This window comes from Frisingicoccus caecimuris, assembly GCF_004340975.1.
GTDB classification, from domain to species: domain Bacteria; phylum Bacillota; class Clostridia; order Lachnospirales; family Lachnospiraceae; genus Frisingicoccus; species Frisingicoccus caecimuris.
On sequence record NZ_SLXA01000005.1, the window covers coordinates 14,098 to 32,786 of the forward strand.

Genomic DNA, 18,689 nt, shown 5'->3' on the forward strand with positions numbered 1-18,689 from the left:
CAAGGAAGTCGAAAGAGGCTATCCTTGTCTTTTTTTATTTGAATTTGAAAGAAAGGAATGATCATAGATGAGCAAAGAGACCACAGGAATCCCTGTTCAGCCGCCTTTATACAGACCTGAATTTGAACATGACAATTGCGGTATCGGAGCAGTTGTAAATATTAAAGGTATCAAAACTCATGCGACAGTGGAACAGGCGCTCACTATCGTTGAGACATTGGAACACCGTGCAGGAAAAGATGCGGAAGGAAAGACCGGAGACGGTGTTGGTATTTTGCTTCAGATTTCCCATCGCTTTTTCAGCAAAGTGACGAAGGAACTTGGTTTCGAAATCGGCGGCGAGAGAGAATATGGAGTCGGTATGTTTTTCTTCCCGCAGGATGAGCTGGAAAGGAACCAGGCGAAAAAGATGCTGGAAATTGTTGTGGAAAAAGAAGGACTGGAATTCCTGGGATGGCGTACAGTGCCAATTGTTCCGGAAGTTCTCGGGCATAAAGCTTTAGACTGTATGCCATATATCATGCAGGGATTTATCAGGAAACCGGCAAATGTGAACAAGGGCATCGACTTTGACCGCAAGCTTTACATAGCTCGTCGTATTTTCGAGCAGTCAAATGAAAATACCTATGTGGTTTCCATGTCCAGCCGTACGATTGTCTATAAAGGTATGTTCCTCGTCGGCCAGCTCCGCCAGTTTTTTGCGGATCTGCAGGATCAAGATTATGAATCTGCGATCGCAACGGTCCATTCGCGTTTCAGCACGAATACGACACCGAGTTGGATGCGTGCCCATCCAAATCGTTTCATTGTCCATAATGGTGAGATTAATACCATTCAGGGAAATGCGGACCGTATGTTGGCCAGAGAAGAAACCATGTGTTCACAGATCATGCGTTCAGAAGATATGGGTAAGGTCCTTCCGGTCATCAACAGCTCGGGCTCTGATTCAGCCATGCTTGATAATACGCTGGAATTTCTTGTCATGAATGGTCTGGATTTGCCGCTGGCAGTCATGGTCCTGATTCCGGAGCCCTGGATCAACAACCGGAACATGAGTCAGGCGAAAAAGGATTTTTATCAGTATTATGCGACCATGATGGAACCGTGGGATGGACCGGCATCTATCGTATTCTCCGATGGCGATCTGCTCGGCGCGATTCTCGACCGGAACGGTCTCCGGCCTTCCCGGTATTATGTGACGGATGATGATACATTGATTCTTTCCTCCGAAGTGGGTGCACTGGAAGTTCCGCCGGAAAAGATCGTCTTAAAAGAACGTCTACATCCGGGGAAAATGCTTCTCGTAGATACGGTTCAGGGAAAACTGATCGATGATGATGAATTAAAAGAGTATTATGCGTCACGGAAGCCTTACGGTGAATGGGTTGATAAAAACCTTGTAGAGCTGGAGAAATTAAAAATCCCGAACAAACGGGTGGAAAGTTATACAAAAGAAGAGCGGATTCGTCTCCAGAAAGCTTTTGGCTATACATATGAAGAATTAAAGACTTCCATTTTACCGATGGCTCAGACCGGAAGCGAACCAATCGCAGCCATGGGTATTGACAGTCCGCTGCCTGTATTATCCGAAAAGCATCAGCCCTTGTTCAAATATTTTAAACAGCGTTTTGCGCAGGTAACAAACCCGCCGATTGACGCGATTCGAGAAGAGGTGGTCACCTCCACATTTGTCTATATCGGACCGGAGGGTAACCTTCTTGAAGCAAAAGAAGAAAATTGTAAGGTTGTTAAAATTAAAAATCCGATTTTGACAAACACAGATTTACTGAAAATTAAAAATATGAATATTCCGGGTTTTAAAGTTCAGACCATTCCGATCATTTACTATAAAAATACATCTCTTGAGAAAGCCATTGACCATATGTTTGTAGAAGCTGACCGGGCTTACCGGGACGGCGTGAATATGTTGATTCTCTCTGACAGAGGTGTGGATGAAAACCATGTGGCTATTCCGTCACTACTGGCTGTTTCTGCATTGGAACATTATCTTGTGCGGACAAAAAAACGAACTGCACTGGCTATGATTCTCGAAAGCGCGGAACCGAGAGAGGTGCATCATTTTGCAACACTGCTTGGTTACGGTGCTTCGGCCATCAACCCATATCTGGCTCAGGAATCCATTAAAGAACTGATCGATTCCAATATGCTGGATAAGGATTATTATGCAGCCGTTGATGATTACAATGACGCGGTGCTTCATGGTATTGTCAAAATCGCTTCCAAGATGGGGGTATCGACGATCCAGTCCTATCAGGGTTCTCAGATTTTTGAGGCCATCGGTATTCATAAAGATGTTATCGACAAATACTTTACAAACACAGTCAGTCGTATCGGCGGCATTGGTCTGGAAGATATTGCAAAAGAAGTTAATTTCCTTCATTCCAAAGCCTTTGACCCCTTGGATCTGGAAATTGATCTGTCTCTGGACAGTTCGGGCAGCCATAAATTCCGCAGTGGTAAGGAAGAACATCTTTACGATCCGAATACCATTCACCTTCTTCAGGAATCGACTCGCCGCGGTGATTATGATCTCTTTAAAGAATACAGTGCCGCCATCAATGATGAGTCCCGTACGATGAATTTACGGGGATTGATGGATTTCAATTATCCGGAAACCGGCGTGCCGATGGAAGAAGTAGAGAGTGTGGATTCCATTGTTCAGCGGTTTAAGACAGGGGCCATGTCCTATGGTTCCATTTCCCAGGAGGCCCATGAGACCCTGGCCATTGCCATGAATAAGATTCATGGTAAATCCAACAGCGGTGAGGGCGGTGAGAGCCTGGAACGTTTGACGATCGGTAAGGATGGATTAAATAAATGTTCCGCCATTAAGCAGGTAGCGTCCGGCCGTTTTGGCGTGACGAGCCGTTATCTTGTGAGTGCCAATGAAATTCAGATTAAGATGGCTCAGGGGGCAAAACCGGGTGAAGGCGGTCATCTGCCGGGAGGCAAGGTATATCCCTGGGTTGCAAAAACAAGGCATTCCACACCGGGAGTTTCTCTGATCTCGCCGCCGCCACACCACGATATTTATTCCATCGAGGATCTGGCCCAATTGATCTATGACCTTAAAAATGCCAATCGGGAGGCAAGGATTTCTGTTAAACTGGTATCTGAAGCCGGTGTGGGTACGGTTGCTGCCGGTGTAGCGAAAGCCGGTGCTCAGGTTATTTTGATTTCCGGGTATGACGGTGGCACGGGTGCTGCCCCGAGAACGTCTATCCATAATGCGGGCCTTCCGTGGGAGCTTGGTCTGGCTGAAACCCATCAGACACTGATCATGAATGATCTGCGTTCGAAAGTCCGTCTGGAAACTGACGGAAAATTGATGACCGGACGTGATGTAGCCATTGCTGCGATGCTTGGTGCGGAAGAATTCGGTTTTGCCACAGCGCCGTTGGTAACAATGGGCTGTGTTATGATGCGTGTGTGTAATCTGGACACTTGTCCGGTGGGCGTAGCCACACAGAATCCGGACCTTCGGAAGCGTTTCAAAGGAAAACCGGAATATGTCATTAACTTTATGTACTTTGTGGCTCAGGAACTTCGGGAGTATATGGCAAAACTGGGCGTGCGTACCGTGGATGAACTGGTTGGTCGAAGTGACCTGCTGAAAGTGAAAGAATGTGCGGCAGGAAAATGGGCAGATAAGATTGATCTGTCAGCGATTATTAATAATCCATATCTGGATACGGACAATGGCATGAAATTTGATCCGGCTCAGGTTTATGATTTTGAACTGGAAAAGACATTGGATATGCAGGTGCTGATGAAAGAATTTAAATCGGCCCTTCATAATAAGAAGAAAAAGAAAATTGAAATCAATGTAAAGAATACGGACCGTTCCCTTGGAACAATTTTTGGTTCGGAGATTACAAAACGGTATCAGGATACGTTGGAAGATGATACATTTGTTGTTAAATGTAATGGCAGCGGCGGTCAGAGCTTCGGCGCCTTTATTCCAAAGGGACTGACGTTGAACCTGATCGGTGACAGCAACGATTATTTCGGTAAAGGGCTGTCCGGCGGTAAGTTGACACTGGCTCCGCCGAAGAATGTGAAGTTCAAACCCCATGAAAATATCATCGTCGGTAATGTGGCCCTCTATGGAGCGACCAGCGGCAAAGCCTTTATAAATGGTATAGCCGGAGAACGTTTTTGCGTTCGTAATTCGGGCGCTCTGGCGGTTGTTGAAGGCGTCGGCGACCATGGATGCGAATATATGACTGGCGGGCGGGTTGTCATTCTCGGTGGTACAGGTAAGAACTTTGCCGCCGGTATGAGCGGCGGTATTGCCTATGTATTGGACGAAAAGAGTGACTTCTATACGAGAGTAAATAAAGAACTTGTTTCTCTGGAGGCTGTTACTTCCAAATATGATGTTCAGGAATTAAAAGAGATGATCACGGAACATGTGGAGGCGACTGGATCGGAGATGGGTAAAAAGGTACTGGATAATTTTGTAGATTATCTGCCGAAATTTAAAAAAGTCCTTCCGCATGACTACAGCAAGATGCAGACAGCCATCGCCCATATGGAAGAAAAAGGTTTAAGCGTTGACCAGGCACAGATTGAAGCATTTTATGCCAATAAGAGAGGATAGGAGGTAAGGCGTCATGGGAAAACCAACAGGATTTATGGACGATGAGAGACAGAGCAGTACGATCATTGCCCCTGAAGAGCGGATTAAAAATTTTGATGAATTTCACATTCCTCTGAGCAAAGAGTGCCAGCAGACACAGGGTGGTCGCTGTATGGACTGCGGCGTACCGTTCTGCCAGTACGGACAGATGATCGGTGGCATGACCTCCGGCTGTCCTCTGAACAATCTGATTCCGGAGTGGAATGACTTGATCTACAGGGGAAACTGGGAGCGGGCTCTCAAACGTCTGAAAAAGACGAATAATTTCCCGGAATTTACATCCAGAGTGTGTCCGGCTCTTTGTGAAGCTGCCTGTACCTGCAATATTAACGGACTTCCGGTTTCTGTTAAGGAAAATGAGCATGGTATTATTGAATATGGTTACGAAAAGGGCCTGATTCAGCCTGAGCCTCCGAAAGTACGTACCGGAAAACGGATTGCGGTGATTGGTTCCGGTCCATCCGGCCTTGCTGCTGCCGACCAGCTGAATCACCGTGGACATTATGTGACTGTCTTTGAGCGGAATGACCGGATTGGCGGCTTGCTCCGTTATGGAATTCCGAATATGAAGCTGGAAAAACAGGTCATTGATCGGCGTGTGGATATTATGAAAGCCGAGGGCGTGGCGTTTATGACAAATACAAACGTGGGTGTTGATATAAAACCATCCCGTATCCTGCGGGAATATGACGCGGTCATTCTTGCTTGCGGTGCTTCAAATCCGAGAGATATCAAAGTACCGGGTCGGGAAAGCAAAGGCATCTATTTTGCTGTTGATTATCTGACCAAAGTCACAAAGAGTCTTTTAAACTCCGGCCTTCAGGATGGAAAGATTCCGGTGGTCAAAGATAAGAAAGTGATGGTCATCGGCGGCGGCGATACAGGCAATGACTGTGTCGGAACGTCTATCCGCCTTGGAGCCGCGTCGGTCATCCAGCTGGAGATGATGCCGAAAGCGCCGGATACACGGGCGGATAATAATCCGTGGCCGGAATGGCCGAAAATCTGCAAGACAGATTACGGCCAGGAAGAGAGTATCGCGGTCTTCGGTCACGATCCCCGGGTTTATCAGACCACCGTTAAAGAATTTATTGCGGATGAAAAGGGTAATGTATGTAAAGCCGTACTTGTGAAACTGGAATTCAAAAAAGACCCGGAGACGGGACGGATGAATATGTGCGAGGTTCCGGGCAGTGAATATATTGAAGATGTGGATCTGGTGCTTATTGCTGCCGGATTCCTCGGAAGTCAGGAATATGTTACCAGAGCATTTGGGGTGGATGTGGATGGACGGACCAATGTAGCCACCGTACCGGGAGAGTATAAGACAAGTAAGGAAAAGATTTTTGTTGCTGGAGATATGCATCGGGGGCAGTCCCTTGTCGTCTGGGCTATTCGTGAAGGACGAGATGTGTCGAAAGAGGTCGACAAATATCTGATGGGCTATACAAATCTTTAATATTTTGATAAAATGAAGCAAGAGGGATTGAAAAATTGCCCTGCCACATAAAACTGTTCTCTGTCGTTCCCTAGGCGCTGATGCGCGGGCAGAGAACAGTTTTTTTGTCGAAATCCATCAACGGATAATGATTGAATTTACTATTCTGTATGCTATAATAATAACATCTTTTATGATATATCATTTTTAGATACATTTCCAAACGTTTCAGATCAGAAACGGATTCCAAAGTTTATAAATACAAAAGCAGTAGTTTTTTCCGAAAGACTGTCATACAGAAAGGAATGAATGATAACGAAAAATAATTTTATTGTACAGGTAGAAAATTATGAACGACATAAGGAAGTCCTGGAGGAGGGCCCCTACATACGACAGATGGATCTGGCTTTAAGCTGTAGCCTGCTGGTGAATCTGACACCGCGGGAAATGATGACAAATCGGGTGACCTGGAACATGTTAAAACAGTGGGACATGTCGCCGGAAGAGCTATTTCGGAGGGCAGGTGATGATTCCAGAGAACAATTGTCGCCAATTGTGGAGCCGATGAGCGATGTGATCAAAGGTTTTTTAATGGAAGAATTTTTGGAGTCGGCAAAAGATAACATGGAACAGGCTTTGGATAATGCCGAAAAAAACTATCAAAAACTTTTTGGGAATCAGGCGGATGCCGTGCCGGAGATATATGTGATCAGTAATGAACTTCGAATTCAGGGAGCGGCTGTTATTTTTTATACGGATGTTCTGGAGCATTTTGCGGCGGAAAAAAATTCGGATTTAATTTTACTTCCAAGCAGCATCCACGAGTGGCTCGTGTTGACAGAAGCTTCGGCCGGAGAGATTCGTGAGTTGGAAGCCATGATTCGAGATGCCAATCGTCAGGTGGTACTGCCAGAGGAAATTTTATCAGATCATGTATATAAATACATATTGAAGACACGAGAATTTAAAATTGTCGATTCCGGGGCGGTATAATGTGCGGAATACGGTCTTGATATGCCGATTTTCTTGCGATATAATAGAACGTATCTGATGAAAAGGAGTAAAAACGATGAAGTTTATTAAAACACCTGTTAAGGGAATGTGTGATATGCTGCCAGCGGATATGCGTATGCGGGAGCATGTGTTAGGCATGATCAAGGAAAGCTATGCCAAATATGGTTTTATGCAGATAGAGACACCTGTGATGGAGCATATTGAAAATCTGACATCCAAGCAGGGCGGAGATAACGAAAAGCTTATTTTTAAAGTAATGAAGCGAGGCGCTGATTTACAGCGGGCCATTGATTCTGGAAATCAGGAATTTGCGGACAATGGTCTGCGTTATGATCTGACCGTGCCACTTGCCAGATACTATGCGAATAATAAGGAGAATCTTCCAACACCGTTTAAGGCATTGCAGATCGGCAATGTCTGGAGGGCAGATAAACCGCAGAAAGGCCGCTTCCGTCAGTTTACCCAGTGTGATATTGATATTCTCGGCGACGATACCAATCTTGCTGAAATTGAGCTTATTGCCGCAACTTCAGATATGTTGTCCCAGATTTTTGCTGAAGTCGGTATTTCCGAATTTACGATACACATTAATGACCGTCGGATTTTATCAGCGATTGCATTGCAGGCCGGATTCAAAGAAGAAGAAATCCCATCGGTTTTGATTTCCCTGGATAAGTTTGATAAGATCGGTCTGGATGGTATTCATGCGGAACTGGTTGAAAACGGTTACGGAGAGGATATTGTAGAGTGCTATCTTTCTGTATATAAGGCAACGGAATCTGTTGATTGTGCGGCGTTTTGCAGCAATATCAGTGAAAAGTTCCTGGAAAGATCGGTGATTCAGAACGTCGAGGAGATTATCTCCTGTGCCAAAGCGATGATTTCTGATCAGGTGACGATATCTTTTGATCCGACCCTTGTCCGGGGGATGGGCTATTATACCGGGCCGATTTTTGAGGTCAGCATTAACGGTTATAATTTTTCCATTGCCGGCGGCGGAAGATATGATAAAATGATTGGTAAATTCAGTGGACAGGATGTCCATGCTACAGGATTTTCTATTGGATTTGAACGAATCATTACGATCTTAAAAGATAAAATGGACAATGGAGCCAAACTCGGCACAGATAATCTGGCTATTTTAATCGCAAAGGATGTGCCGTTGGATAAAAAGATTGCTTTATTTAAGGAAGCAAAGACTCTGCGTGAAGACGGAACGGTCGTTACGATCCAGCCGATGCGCAAGAATGTCAAACAGCAGATTACAAAGCTTGAAAATGAAGGCTTTAATAATTTCAGAAAAATCTATAAGGATTAATCATAAGGAGAGAATAACAATGTCTGAATCAATGAAGGGATTAAAGAGAACCCATCGCTGTGCGGAGCTGGACAGTGCCAATGTGGGCAAAATTGTTACCGTGATGGGATGGGTGCAGAAAAGCCGGAATAAGGGCGGTATTATTTTCGTCGATTTAAGAGACCGCTCCGGTCTTCTCCAGATTATTTTTGAAGAAGCAGATGCCGGAAGTGAGAACTTCGCTAAAGCCGAAAAACTTCGGGCTGAATTTGTTGTGGCTGTTGTCGGCCGTGTTGAACAGCGGGCCGGCGGGATCAATAAAAATCTGAAAACAGGAGAAATTGAAATCCGTGCGACAGAGCTTCGTATTTTGTCTGAATCGGAGACACCACCGTTCCCGATTGAGGAGAACAGTAAAACGAAAGAGGATCTGCGTCTGAAATATCGTTATCTGGATTTAAGACGCCCGGATTTGCAGAGAAATATTATAATGCGCAGCAAAGCTGCGGCGGTTATTCGGAATTTTCTTTCGGAAGAAGGATTTCTTGAGATTGAAACGCCGATTCTCGGAAAGAGTACGCCGGAGGGTGCCAGAGATTATCTTGTGCCGAGCCGTGTACATCCGGGAAATTTTTATGGTCTTCCTCAGTCACCTCAGTTATTTAAACAGCTTTTGATGTGCTCCGGATACGATCGTTATTTCCAGATTGCAAAATGTTTCCGGGATGAAGATCTGCGTGCGGATCGTCAGCCGGAGTTTACTCAGGTGGACATGGAGTTGTCTTTTGTGGACGTGGATGATGTTATCGAAGTGAATGAACGTCTCCTGGCCCGGCTTTTTAAAGAAATTATCGATCTGGATGTACAGCTTCCGATTCCTCGGATGACCTGGCAGGAAGCCATGGATCGTTTTGGCTCAGACAAGCCGGATACTCGTTTTGGCATGGAGCTTCAGGATGTGAGCGATGTGGTAAAAGACTGTGAGTTTGTCGTATTCAAGGGAGCTCTTGAGGACGGCGGTTCTGTCCGTGGTATCAATGCCAAGGGGCAGGGCAGCATGCCTCGTAAGAAGATTGATGCTCTTGTGAAATTTGCCCGGGATTATGGCGCCAAGGGTCTGGCTTATATTGCCATTCAGGAAGACGGCACTGTGAAATCTTCTTTTGCCAAGTTTATGAAAGATGAAGAGATGAGGGCTCTTATTAAGGCTATGGGCGGTGAAAACGGCGATTTACTTCTTTTTGCAGCAGATAAGAATAAAGTAGTTTATGATGTGCTCGGTGCTCTGCGTCTGGAACTGGCAGAAAAGATGGAATTGATCGACAAGAATAAATTCAATTTCCTCTGGGTAACCGAATTCCCACTGTTAGAATGGTCCGATGAGGAAGGCCGTTATACAGCCATGCATCATCCGTTTACAATGCCAATGGAAGAAGATCTGCAATATCTGGACAGTGATCCGGGCCGGGTTCGTGCCAAAGCTTATGATATCGTTTTAAACGGTACGGAGATCGGCGGCGGCAGCGTCCGTATTTTCCAGAACCATGTACAGGAAAAAATGTTTGAAGTTCTTGGCTTTGAAAAGGAAGATGCCTATGAGCGTTTTGGTTTCCTTCTAAATGCCTTTAAATATGGTGTTCCGCCCCATGCCGGTCTGGCTTATGGATTTGACCGATTGATCATGATCATGGCCGGTATGGACAGTATTCGTGATGTTATCGCCTTCCCGAAAGTGAAAGATGCTTCTTGTCTGATGACAGATGCGCCGAATGTGGTAGATGCGGTTCAGTTAAAAGAACTTGGAATTGATATTGCCGAAGAAGAACAGATGTGATATTCTGTTACGGTAAAGTGCTATTAATAATAAATCATGGAGGTACAAAATGTATTCATTAGATGAGTTGAGAAACACAGATCCTGCGATTGCTCAGGTGATTGAAGACGAATTGGCCAGACAGAATTCTCATATTGAGTTGATTGCATCTGAGAACTGGGTAAGTCATGCGGTTATGTCGGCCATGGGAAGCCCGCTGACCAATAAATATGCCGAGGGTTATCCCGGAAAACGCTACTATGGCGGCTGTGAATGCGTTGATGTAGCTGAAAATCTGGCAATTGAGCGGGCAAAAGAACTTTTTGGCTGTGACTATGCAAATGTTCAGCCTCATTCCGGCGCACAGGCGAATCTGGCTGTATTTTTTGCCATGTTAGAGCCTGGAGATACGGTTATGGGGATGAACCTTGACCATGGCGGTCATCTGACTCATGGAAGCCCGGTAAATATATCTGGTAAATATTTTAAGATTGTACCTTATGGTGTTAATGATGAAGGCTTCATTGATTATGACGAATTGCGTCGTATTGCTTTGGAAGCAAAACCAAAGTTGATCGTAGCCGGTGCCAGTGCTTATGCGAGAACTATTGATTTCAAAAAATTCAGAGAAGTAGCCGATGAAGTGGGCGCTTATTTGATGGTGGATATGGCTCATATTGCCGGTCTTGTCGCAGCAGGACTTCATCCAAGTCCAATTCCCTATGCAGACGTGGTAACCACAACGACTCACAAGACACTGCGCGGACCTCGTGGCGGTCTGATTTTGGCTAATGAGGAAGCAGCAAAAAAATTTAATTTTAATAAAGCTGTATTCCCTGGTATTCAGGGTGGCCCGCTGATGCATGTCATTGCTTCAAAAGCTGTATGTTTTAAGGAAGCTCTTACAGATGAATTCAAAGCTTATCAGAAACAGATCATCGACAATGCGCAGGCATTGGCGAATGGCCTGATGAAGAGAGGCGTGGATATTGTATCCGGCGGCACGGATAATCATCTGATGCTGGTTGATTTAAAGAGTTTGAATCTGACTGGAAAACAGGCTGAAAAGATGCTGGATGAAGTGAATATTACATGTAATAAAAATACGATTCCAAACGACCCTCAGTCTCCGTTTGTTACAAGCGGTGTTCGTCTTGGAACACCATCAGCGACGACCCGTGGGTTAAAAGAAGAGGATATGGATCAGATCGCAGAGGCCATTGCCTTGACGTTGAAAGATTTTGAGGCGAATAAAGAGAAGGCAAAAGCAATCATTGATGGAATTACAGCAAAGTACCCATTAAACTGAATGGAAGTGATTTAAATGAAAGTATTGTTGATTAACGGAAGCCCTCATGAGCATGGATGTACAAATCGTGCATTGGAGGAAGTGGCAGCGTCCTTAAAGACCAATGGTGTGGACAGTGAAATTTTCTGGATTGGCAAAGGCGCGATTCATGGCTGCATTGCTTGTGGTCAGTGTGGTGGAAACAGCAATCACTGTGTGTTTGATGATACGGTCAATGAAGCTCTTGTAAAAATGCAGCAATCGGACGGCCTGATTGTAGGTTCTCCGGTCTATTATGCGTCTTTAAACGGTGCTTTGAGTGCTTTTTTGGATCGAATGTTTTGTGCCGGAGCTTGTTTTCATCATAAACCGGCAGCAGCCGTGACCTCCGCACGTCGGGCAGGAACGACAGCGACTTTGGATATTATTCAGAAGTATTTTACGATCAGTCAGATGCCGGTTGTATCTTCCCAGTATTGGAATATGGTTCATGGTTCATGTCCGGAGGATGTGGAGAAGGATTTGGAAGGACTTCAGACGATGCGGACCCTGGGAAAAAATATGGCATGGATGCTGAACTGTATTGAGGCCGGTAAAAGGGCAGGTATTGGCATTCCGGAAATTGAGGCCAAGATTAAAACAAACTTTATCCTTTGACAGTTTCCTTTGAGTGTAGTATTATAAAAATAATATAATCTTTCTTCGGAAATGAGAATTTCTCTACTGGCGGTAAAGCCCGCGAGCAAAAGCCAATCCGGTGTAATTCCGGAGCCAACAGTTGGTCTGGACGGGAGAAGAGGATGTATCATAATTACTGGATATAATCTTCTGTTTCTGTGCAGCTGAACAAGATAAAAAATAAACATGACATCCAGTAATCAAACCTGTGTTCAGGTTTTTACTGGATGTTTTTGTATGTATAGAAGATTGTGAGGTTATATCCCTGAAAATCGTTTTTCAAAGAAAGAGAGGAAGAGTTTTATGGATCAATTAAAAGAAAATCAAAACCCGTTGGGAACAGAGCCAATCAGTCGATTGATTTTTAAATATTCCGTACCGACGGCCCTGACGCTGATGGTGAATTATCTCTACAATATTGTCGACCAGATGTTTGTGGGCCAGGGCGTCGGAATTACAGGAATGGCGGCGACGAATGTGGCTTTTCCGCTGACGATCATTGCGACGGCTTTAGGGCTCCTGATTGGGGATGGCGGGGCTGCCAATATCAGTCTGTGCCTGGGACGGAGAGAACAGGAAACAGCAGATAAAATAGCCAGCCATGCTGTGACAATGCTCATACTCTGCGGTGCGGCGCTGTGGCTTGTGTGCAGCCTGTTTGCACCGGGAATTGTTCAGCTCTTTGGGGCAACAGAGACGGCTTTTCAGGATTCTCTGATGTATACCCGGACGATTGCCTGGGGATTGCCATTTTTAATGGTGTGTACATCGCTGACGGCGATTATCCGTGCCGATGGCAATCCACAGTACACGATGAAATGCATGATGGCAGGCGCGGTCATTAATATCGTGTTGGACTGGCTGTTTATTTTTCCATGCCATATGGGTGTGTTTGGCGCCGGACTGGCCACGGTCATTGGCCAGATCGTTTCCGGAAGCCTTTGTTTTGCCTATCTTAGAAAGTTGAAAACCGTACATATTCGAAAAGATGCGCTAAAATTGACCAGTTCACTGGCAGGGAAAATATTGTCCCTGGGTTTTCCGAGCCTGATTACTCAGATTATGACAGCAACTGTGCAGATCATTATGAACAATCTGATGACGATTTATGGAGCGCAAAGTGTCTATGGCAGCGATATTGCGCTGTCTGTCTATGGGATGATGATGAAGGTTTACCAGATTGCCCATGCCATGTTTGTCGGTGTTTCATCAGCTACTCAACCAATCAATGGATATAATTTCGGGGCAAAACATTATGACCGGGTACGAAAAACCTATAAGACGGCTGCAGTAATCGGGATTATTATTTCTGTGATATGGTTTACTGTTTATCAGCTGCTTCCGGGACAGATTGCCGGACTTTTCGTATCAGGAAATCCTTTGTATAAGGAATGTGCGGTCCACTGCTTCCGGATTTATATGCTGGCTTTTTTCCTCTATGGTCTTCATATGACAACAGCTTCATTTTTTCAGGGGATTGGAAAGCCGTCGAGAGCCCTCATCATCTCGCTTGTCCGCCAGGCCGTATTGATGATTCCGTTATCTCTTATCTTATCCGGAAGATTTGGTCTGGACGGTGCGTTGATGGCAGCGCCGGTGACCGATACACTGGTGTTTATCCTTGCACTTACTTTGGCGGTGATTGAGTTTCGTCAGTGGAAGAAAAAAGGATTTTAAGAAAAAAAGAGATATTATAGTTGACTGAGTCCACTTGTTTTGATATAATTGAGGACAAATACAACATGTTTGTGAAAGAGGAATAAGTGGATGAAAGAGAAAATTGATTTAATTACAGAGATACGGGGCTTTAATCGGTTTTATACGAATATTTTAGGATTGCTGGATCAGCATATTTTAGATTCGGGTTATTCCCTGACAGAGGCCCGGGTATTATTTGAAATCAGTAAAACAGAGCGGTGTACGGCCAATCAGCTCTGTTCCTCCTTAAAGGTTGACCGGAGTTATATGAGTCGAATGATAACAAAATTTGAGAAAAGGGGGCTGCTGACCAGACATCAGAGTCCGACAGACAATCGTCATATGGAAATTCGTTTGACAGAGGAGGGAATGAAACTTTTTCACGAGTTAAACAATCGGTCAAACAGGCAGATTGGCGAGCTTCTCACAAAACTGGATGATGAACAACAGAAAAAAATCTGGGAAGCCATGAGGACAATTAAGAAATATCTGACTGTGGCCACATCAAATATCGAAATTCGTCCTTATATAGAGGACGATGTCGAGTATGTCATTGACAGACAGTTATCTTTATATGAATCGGAACGTCATTTTACATCAGAAATATGGAAAAAATATCTCGTTAAAGGTGTCATGGCGTTGATTGAAAAATTTAATCCGGAAAAAGACTGTATGTATATTCTGGAGTTTAACGGAAATCCTGCCGGATGTGTGGCGATTACCCATACCCGGGACGATACAGCCCAGTTTCGTTACTTTTTTCTGGAACCTGAACTGCGTGGATTGGGAGCTGGTCATAAATTGATGGATATGGCTTTGAATTTCTGCCGGGAGAAAAACTATAAACATATTTTTCTGTGGACCGTCAGCGCCCAGGAAACAGCCAGGGTATTGTATAAAAATGCCGGGTTTGAAATAACTCAAACAAGCAAAAACGAAGACTGGGGTGTTCCGGTTCTTGAAGAAAAATGGGAATTGGATCTTTAAAATTTGTCGTAAAGTAAATACGTTTCTACATGATGTTTCGACAGGCTTTTCATGGGTTTTATGGTAATCTTTTATTGTGACGCAAGATAACTTATGTTACAATGAAGGAGGAAAAATTCGAATGGGGATTGCTGAAAAGACTCAGGAGCCGTTTTATGATTCGAGGGCGGTACGGATGGATTTGCTGGCCATTGATGATAATGATGTCATTTATGATGCGGAAGCACAGAAGGAGAATAAGGGAAAACGTTTTTTGCTGAGACGTAGTCGTCTGTATCAGTCTGCAATTGATGTAAATCTTTTAGAGCCGGGGGAAATTGATTTTGGTAAGATGAATGATGTCTATGTTATTTTTATTGCGCCATTTGATTTGTTTGGAAAAAGCAAGTATATGTACACGTTTCGTATGACTTGCGATGAAGTGCCGGGGCTGTCCATGGAAGACGGAGCGGTAAGAATATTTTTAAATACTCATGGCAAGAATGATATTGAGGTGCCGGCTGGATTGGTCGAGTTCCTTAAATATGTGGAAAATCCTGACCGATATGAAAAAAATATTCAAGATAGTCGTGTACGAAAACTTGCAGACCAGATTGAGATGTTAAAGAACAGTCAGGAAGTAGGTGTTAAGTATATGCGGTTATGGGAGGAACTGGATGAGGCCCGTCGCGAAGGACATGAATCTGGAGTGGCAGAAGGATTTGAAGCGGAACGCATGGAATCTATAAAGAATTTAATGGAAACGATGGACTGGCCTGTGGAGCAGGCGATGAATGCTCTGAAAGTGCCGGAAGCCGAGAGACAAAAATATTTGGATATGATAAAGAACATGAATAAATAATACCCGTGCGGTATGTCCGAATGAGCATATGACAAACAGGTATATTCCGAAGAAAAGTGTCAAATAAATTGGCGATATTTCGAAAGAAAGCCTGATAAAAACCCGCCATATTCTGAAAAAAAGCGTTTCAAGCTTTATGAAAGAATATGGCGGGTAGTTTTTAATAACCCAGTTCTTCGCCGACAAGAATAATTTTGATTCTTCCGGCCGGAGCACTGCGGCGTGTAACGACAAATTGATTACAGATGCAGTCCGCACTCATGCAGTTACAGCAGCGGCCCACCTGAGTACACGGTGTGTTTTTATCCAGACGTATGGTATTCATCGGAGCTGCGGTGTTGCGGGCACGAGCAATAGCAGCTTCAAGGTTATCGGTCACTTTGTTCATACCAGCGATGACAATGACGTTGGATGGTCCGAAAATGAGAGAGGCTACCCGGTTGCCGTTGCCGTCGATATTGACCAGTTCACCGCCCATGGTCAGAGCATTGGTACTCATAAAATAGTAATCACAGACAGCCACCTTGCTGAAAAATTCTTTCTTCTCTTCATCCGTCTTGGGCACTGTGCGGTCCAGAACGACACAGTCGGAGGCTTTTAATGCCGGAATCAGGCCGATTTCATTAATGGACATGGAGCCGCCCCAGGATACGCTGGAGCCAGGAGTTACAAAACGGAGAGCCATTTTCAGGGCTTCTTCTCCGTTATCCACATAGTAGGCTTCCATGCCGCGTTTGTCCAGATTTTTAATCAGAGTTTCTGCAGCAGCTTCGTAAAATTTTTTCTTCGGGTTCATCAGATCACACTCCGTTCTATTTTTTGATAATAGTATACCATCTTTTGTTTTGGCGGTACAGAAAAAAGTCAGACTTTCGTGCCAATCAAAATCATGGTATACTGTGAACAGTTATGAAAAGTTTTTAAGGAGAATTTATGTCAAAATCATTATATATTGCGGAAAAACCGAGTGTGGCCAGAGAGTTTGCCAGGGCATTAAATATTAAAGGCAAAAGTTATGACGGTTACATGGAATCAGCAGATTCGGTGGTCACCTGGTGTGTGGGTCATCTGGTGACGATGAGTTATCCGGAAGTTTACGATCCGGCGCTGCGGCGCTGGTCACTGGACACGCTGCCCTTTATTCCAAAAGAATTTAAATACGAGGTGATTGACTCGGTAAAAAAACAATTTGATATTGTCAGTCATCTGTTAAACCGGCCGGATGTGGATACGATTTATGTCTGTACCGACTCAGGACGGGAAGGGGAGTATATTTATCGCCTGGTGGATCAGATGGCCGGAGTGAAGGGAAAGATAAAAAAACGGGTTTGGATTGACTCTCAGACGGAGGAAGAGATTATGCGGGGCATCCGGGAGGCAAAGGACATTTCGGCCTACGATAATCTGGCGGCTTCCGCTTATCTGCGCGCCAAGGAAGATTATCTTATGGGGATTAATTTTTCACGGCTGCTCACTTTGAAATACGGACCTTCCATTTCAAGCTTTATGAAATCAAAGCGGACTGTACTCTCAGTAGGGCGGGTAATGACTTGCGTTCTTGGCATGGTCGTCCGAAGAGAACGGGAGATCCGGGCTTTTGTTAAAACGCCATTTTACCGGGTATTGGCCAAATTGGAAGTTCAGGGAAGGGAGATTGAGGCAGAGTGGCGGGCAGTGGAAGGCTCCCGTTATTTTGGAACACCGGCGCTTTATAAAGAAAATGGTTTAAAAAATGAAGAGGATGCAAAAGCACTTATTGCTATGTTGGAAGCCGAGCCGCCGCGGGCTATGACAATTGAAGAACTGACAAAGAAAAAGGAGAAAAAAAATCCGCCTTTACTATTTAATCTGGCGGAGCTTCAAAATGAATGTTCCCGGCTCTTTAAGTTAAGTCCGGATGAGACGTTGAAGGTGGTCCAGGAACTTTACGAAAAGAAGTTGGTGACCTATCCGAGAACGGATGCCCGCGTCCTTTCTACAGCAGTTGCAAAAGAGATTTATAAAAATATCCGTGGTCTGCGGAATTTTCAACCTGTGTCGGATTTTGCTGCTGAAGTTCTGGAGATGGGAAGCTATAAAAATATCGCAAAAACACGGTATGTGAATGATAAACAGATTACGGATCACTATGCCATTGTACCTACAGGACAGGGACTTGGTGCTTTAAAATCTGTCAGCAGGATCGGATTGAGTGTATATACGGTCATTGCAAAACGGTTTTTAAGTATTTTTTATCCGGCGGCTGAATATCAGAAAGTCAATCTGGTCGTAAGTAAAGATAGGGAGCGGTTCTTCGCCGGCTTCAAAGTGCTTCTTTCCGAAGGGTATTTGAAAGTGGCAGGAAAACCGTCGGACAGAGGCGTGATCGGAAAGACGGTAGATAAACCATCGGATACTTCTGTGGATGAGAGCGAAAAGATTGACCTGGGCTTTTTAGAACTTTTGAAAACATTGAAAAAAGGCATTTCTCTTCCGGTGAAAGAATTATATATAAAAGAAGGGGAAACGACCCCGCCGAAGCGTTATAATTCAGGAAGTATGATTCTTGCCATGGAAAATGCGGGACAGCTCATTGAAGATGAGGAACTGCGGGCAATGATCAAAGGCAGCGGTATCGGAACAAGTGCGACACGGGCAGAGATTTTAAAAAAGCTGGTGACGATTAAATATCTGGCTTTGAACAAAAAAACTCAGATTATCACGCCGACAAAACTTGGAGAGATGGTGTATGATGTGGTGGACAGTTCACTGCGGCCACTTTTGAATCCGGAACTGACGGCCAGTTGGGAAAAAGGCCTGAATTATGTGGCGGAGGGCACCATCACACCGGAGGAATATATGGAAAAGCTGGACCATTTTGTGACTGTGCGTACCGAATACGTGAAACGGCTGAATAATCAGTGGATGCTTCGGGAGAAGTATGAGACAATTTCTAAGCACTATGCATAAAAATGAAAAAAGATGGACTTTGT

Annotated in this window: 12 protein-coding genes and 1 riboswitch; of the genes, 11 read left to right on the top strand and 1 reads right to left on the bottom strand. The window is 44.6% G+C overall.

What is annotated here, in order from left to right; genetic code table 11:
• Positions 1 to 67 precede the first annotated feature (67 nt).
• The 10 genes from gltB to EV212_RS06740 all read left to right on the top strand — a co-directional run bounded on the left by gltB (position 68) and on the right by EV212_RS06740 (position 15,717).
• On the top strand, positions 68 to 4,624 hold the full coding sequence (gltB, locus tag EV212_RS06695) for a glutamate synthase large subunit (protein WP_132090744.1): 4,557 nt from the start codon (positions 68 to 70) through the stop codon (positions 4,622 to 4,624).
• Between the two features lie 13 nt (positions 4,625 to 4,637).
• Entirely contained in the window at positions 4,638 to 6,122 is a 1,485-nt protein-coding gene (locus EV212_RS06700; protein ID WP_132090747.1) for a glutamate synthase subunit beta, read from the top strand.
• A gap of 288 nt (positions 6,123 to 6,410) precedes the next feature.
• On the top strand, positions 6,411 to 7,094 hold the full coding sequence (locus EV212_RS06705) for a DUF5688 family protein (protein ID WP_132090750.1): 684 nt from the start codon (positions 6,411 to 6,413) through the stop codon (positions 7,092 to 7,094).
• Between the two features lie 76 nt (positions 7,095 to 7,170).
• On the top strand, positions 7,171 to 8,433 hold the full coding sequence (hisS, locus tag EV212_RS06710; protein WP_132090753.1) for a histidine--tRNA ligase: 1,263 nt from the start codon (positions 7,171 to 7,173) through the stop codon (positions 8,431 to 8,433).
• 19 nt (positions 8,434 to 8,452) lie between these two features.
• A complete protein-coding gene (gene aspS, locus EV212_RS06715; RefSeq protein WP_132090756.1) occupies positions 8,453 to 10,246 on the top strand; it encodes an aspartate--tRNA ligase in 1,794 nt (597 codons plus the stop codon).
• Positions 10,247 to 10,295: 49 nt separating this feature from the next.
• Positions 10,296 to 11,534 carry a serine hydroxymethyltransferase gene (glyA, locus tag EV212_RS06720; RefSeq protein ID WP_132090759.1) on the top strand — a complete coding sequence of 413 codons (1,239 nt, stop codon included), beginning with the start codon at positions 10,296 to 10,298 and terminating at the stop codon, positions 11,532 to 11,534.
• A gap of 15 nt (positions 11,535 to 11,549) precedes the next feature.
• Entirely contained in the window at positions 11,550 to 12,170 is a 621-nt protein-coding gene (locus EV212_RS06725) for a flavodoxin family protein (protein WP_132090762.1), read from the top strand.
• A 37-nt stretch (positions 12,171 to 12,207) separates the two neighbouring features.
• Positions 12,208 to 12,316: riboswitch (FMN riboswitch) on the top strand.
• Between the two features lie 178 nt (positions 12,317 to 12,494).
• On the top strand, positions 12,495 to 13,868 hold the full coding sequence (locus EV212_RS06730) for an MATE family efflux transporter (RefSeq protein ID WP_132090765.1): 1,374 nt from the start codon (positions 12,495 to 12,497) through the stop codon (positions 13,866 to 13,868).
• Positions 13,869 to 13,958: 90 nt separating this feature from the next.
• Complete coding sequence (locus EV212_RS06735; protein WP_132090768.1) at positions 13,959 to 14,876, top strand: bifunctional helix-turn-helix transcriptional regulator/GNAT family N-acetyltransferase; 918 nt, start codon at positions 13,959 to 13,961, stop codon at positions 14,874 to 14,876.
• A gap of 121 nt (positions 14,877 to 14,997) precedes the next feature.
• Complete coding sequence (locus tag EV212_RS06740) at positions 14,998 to 15,717, top strand: Rpn family recombination-promoting nuclease/putative transposase (protein WP_132090770.1); 720 nt, start codon at positions 14,998 to 15,000, stop codon at positions 15,715 to 15,717.
• Positions 15,718 to 15,877: 160 nt separating this feature from the next.
• Here EV212_RS06740 and EV212_RS06745 read toward each other — a convergent pair whose 3' ends face one another.
• Positions 15,878 to 16,513, bottom strand: coding sequence for a lactate utilization protein (locus EV212_RS06745; protein ID WP_207669078.1), 636 nt, complete (start codon positions 16,511 to 16,513; stop codon positions 15,878 to 15,880).
• A gap of 137 nt (positions 16,514 to 16,650) precedes the next feature.
• Between EV212_RS06745 and EV212_RS06750 the strand changes: the two genes are divergently transcribed.
• Entirely contained in the window at positions 16,651 to 18,666 is a 2,016-nt protein-coding gene (locus EV212_RS06750) for a DNA topoisomerase (protein ID WP_132090776.1), read from the top strand.
• The last annotated feature ends 23 nt before the right edge of the window (positions 18,667 to 18,689 follow it).

Coding starts and splice junctions, on each gene's coding strand:
- gltB (WP_132090744.1), top strand. CDS start 68: ATGAGCAAAGAGACCACAGGAATCCCTGTTCAGCCGCCTTTATACAGA.
- EV212_RS06700 (WP_132090747.1), top strand. CDS start 4,638: ATGGGAAAACCAACAGGATTTATGGACGATGAGAGACAGAGCAGTACG.
- EV212_RS06705 (WP_132090750.1), top strand. CDS start 6,411: ATGATAACGAAAAATAATTTTATTGTACAGGTAGAAAATTATGAACGA.
- hisS (WP_132090753.1), top strand. CDS start 7,171: ATGAAGTTTATTAAAACACCTGTTAAGGGAATGTGTGATATGCTGCCA.
- aspS (WP_132090756.1), top strand. CDS start 8,453: ATGTCTGAATCAATGAAGGGATTAAAGAGAACCCATCGCTGTGCGGAG.
- glyA (WP_132090759.1), top strand. CDS start 10,296: ATGTATTCATTAGATGAGTTGAGAAACACAGATCCTGCGATTGCTCAG.
- EV212_RS06725 (WP_132090762.1), top strand. CDS start 11,550: ATGAAAGTATTGTTGATTAACGGAAGCCCTCATGAGCATGGATGTACA.
- EV212_RS06730 (WP_132090765.1), top strand. CDS start 12,495: ATGGATCAATTAAAAGAAAATCAAAACCCGTTGGGAACAGAGCCAATC.
- EV212_RS06735 (WP_132090768.1), top strand. CDS start 13,959: ATGAAAGAGAAAATTGATTTAATTACAGAGATACGGGGCTTTAATCGG.
- EV212_RS06740 (WP_132090770.1), top strand. CDS start 14,998: ATGGGGATTGCTGAAAAGACTCAGGAGCCGTTTTATGATTCGAGGGCG.
- EV212_RS06745 (WP_207669078.1), bottom strand. CDS start 16,513: ATGAACCCGAAGAAAAAATTTTACGAAGCTGCTGCAGAAACTCTGATT.
- EV212_RS06750 (WP_132090776.1), top strand. CDS start 16,651: ATGTCAAAATCATTATATATTGCGGAAAAACCGAGTGTGGCCAGAGAG.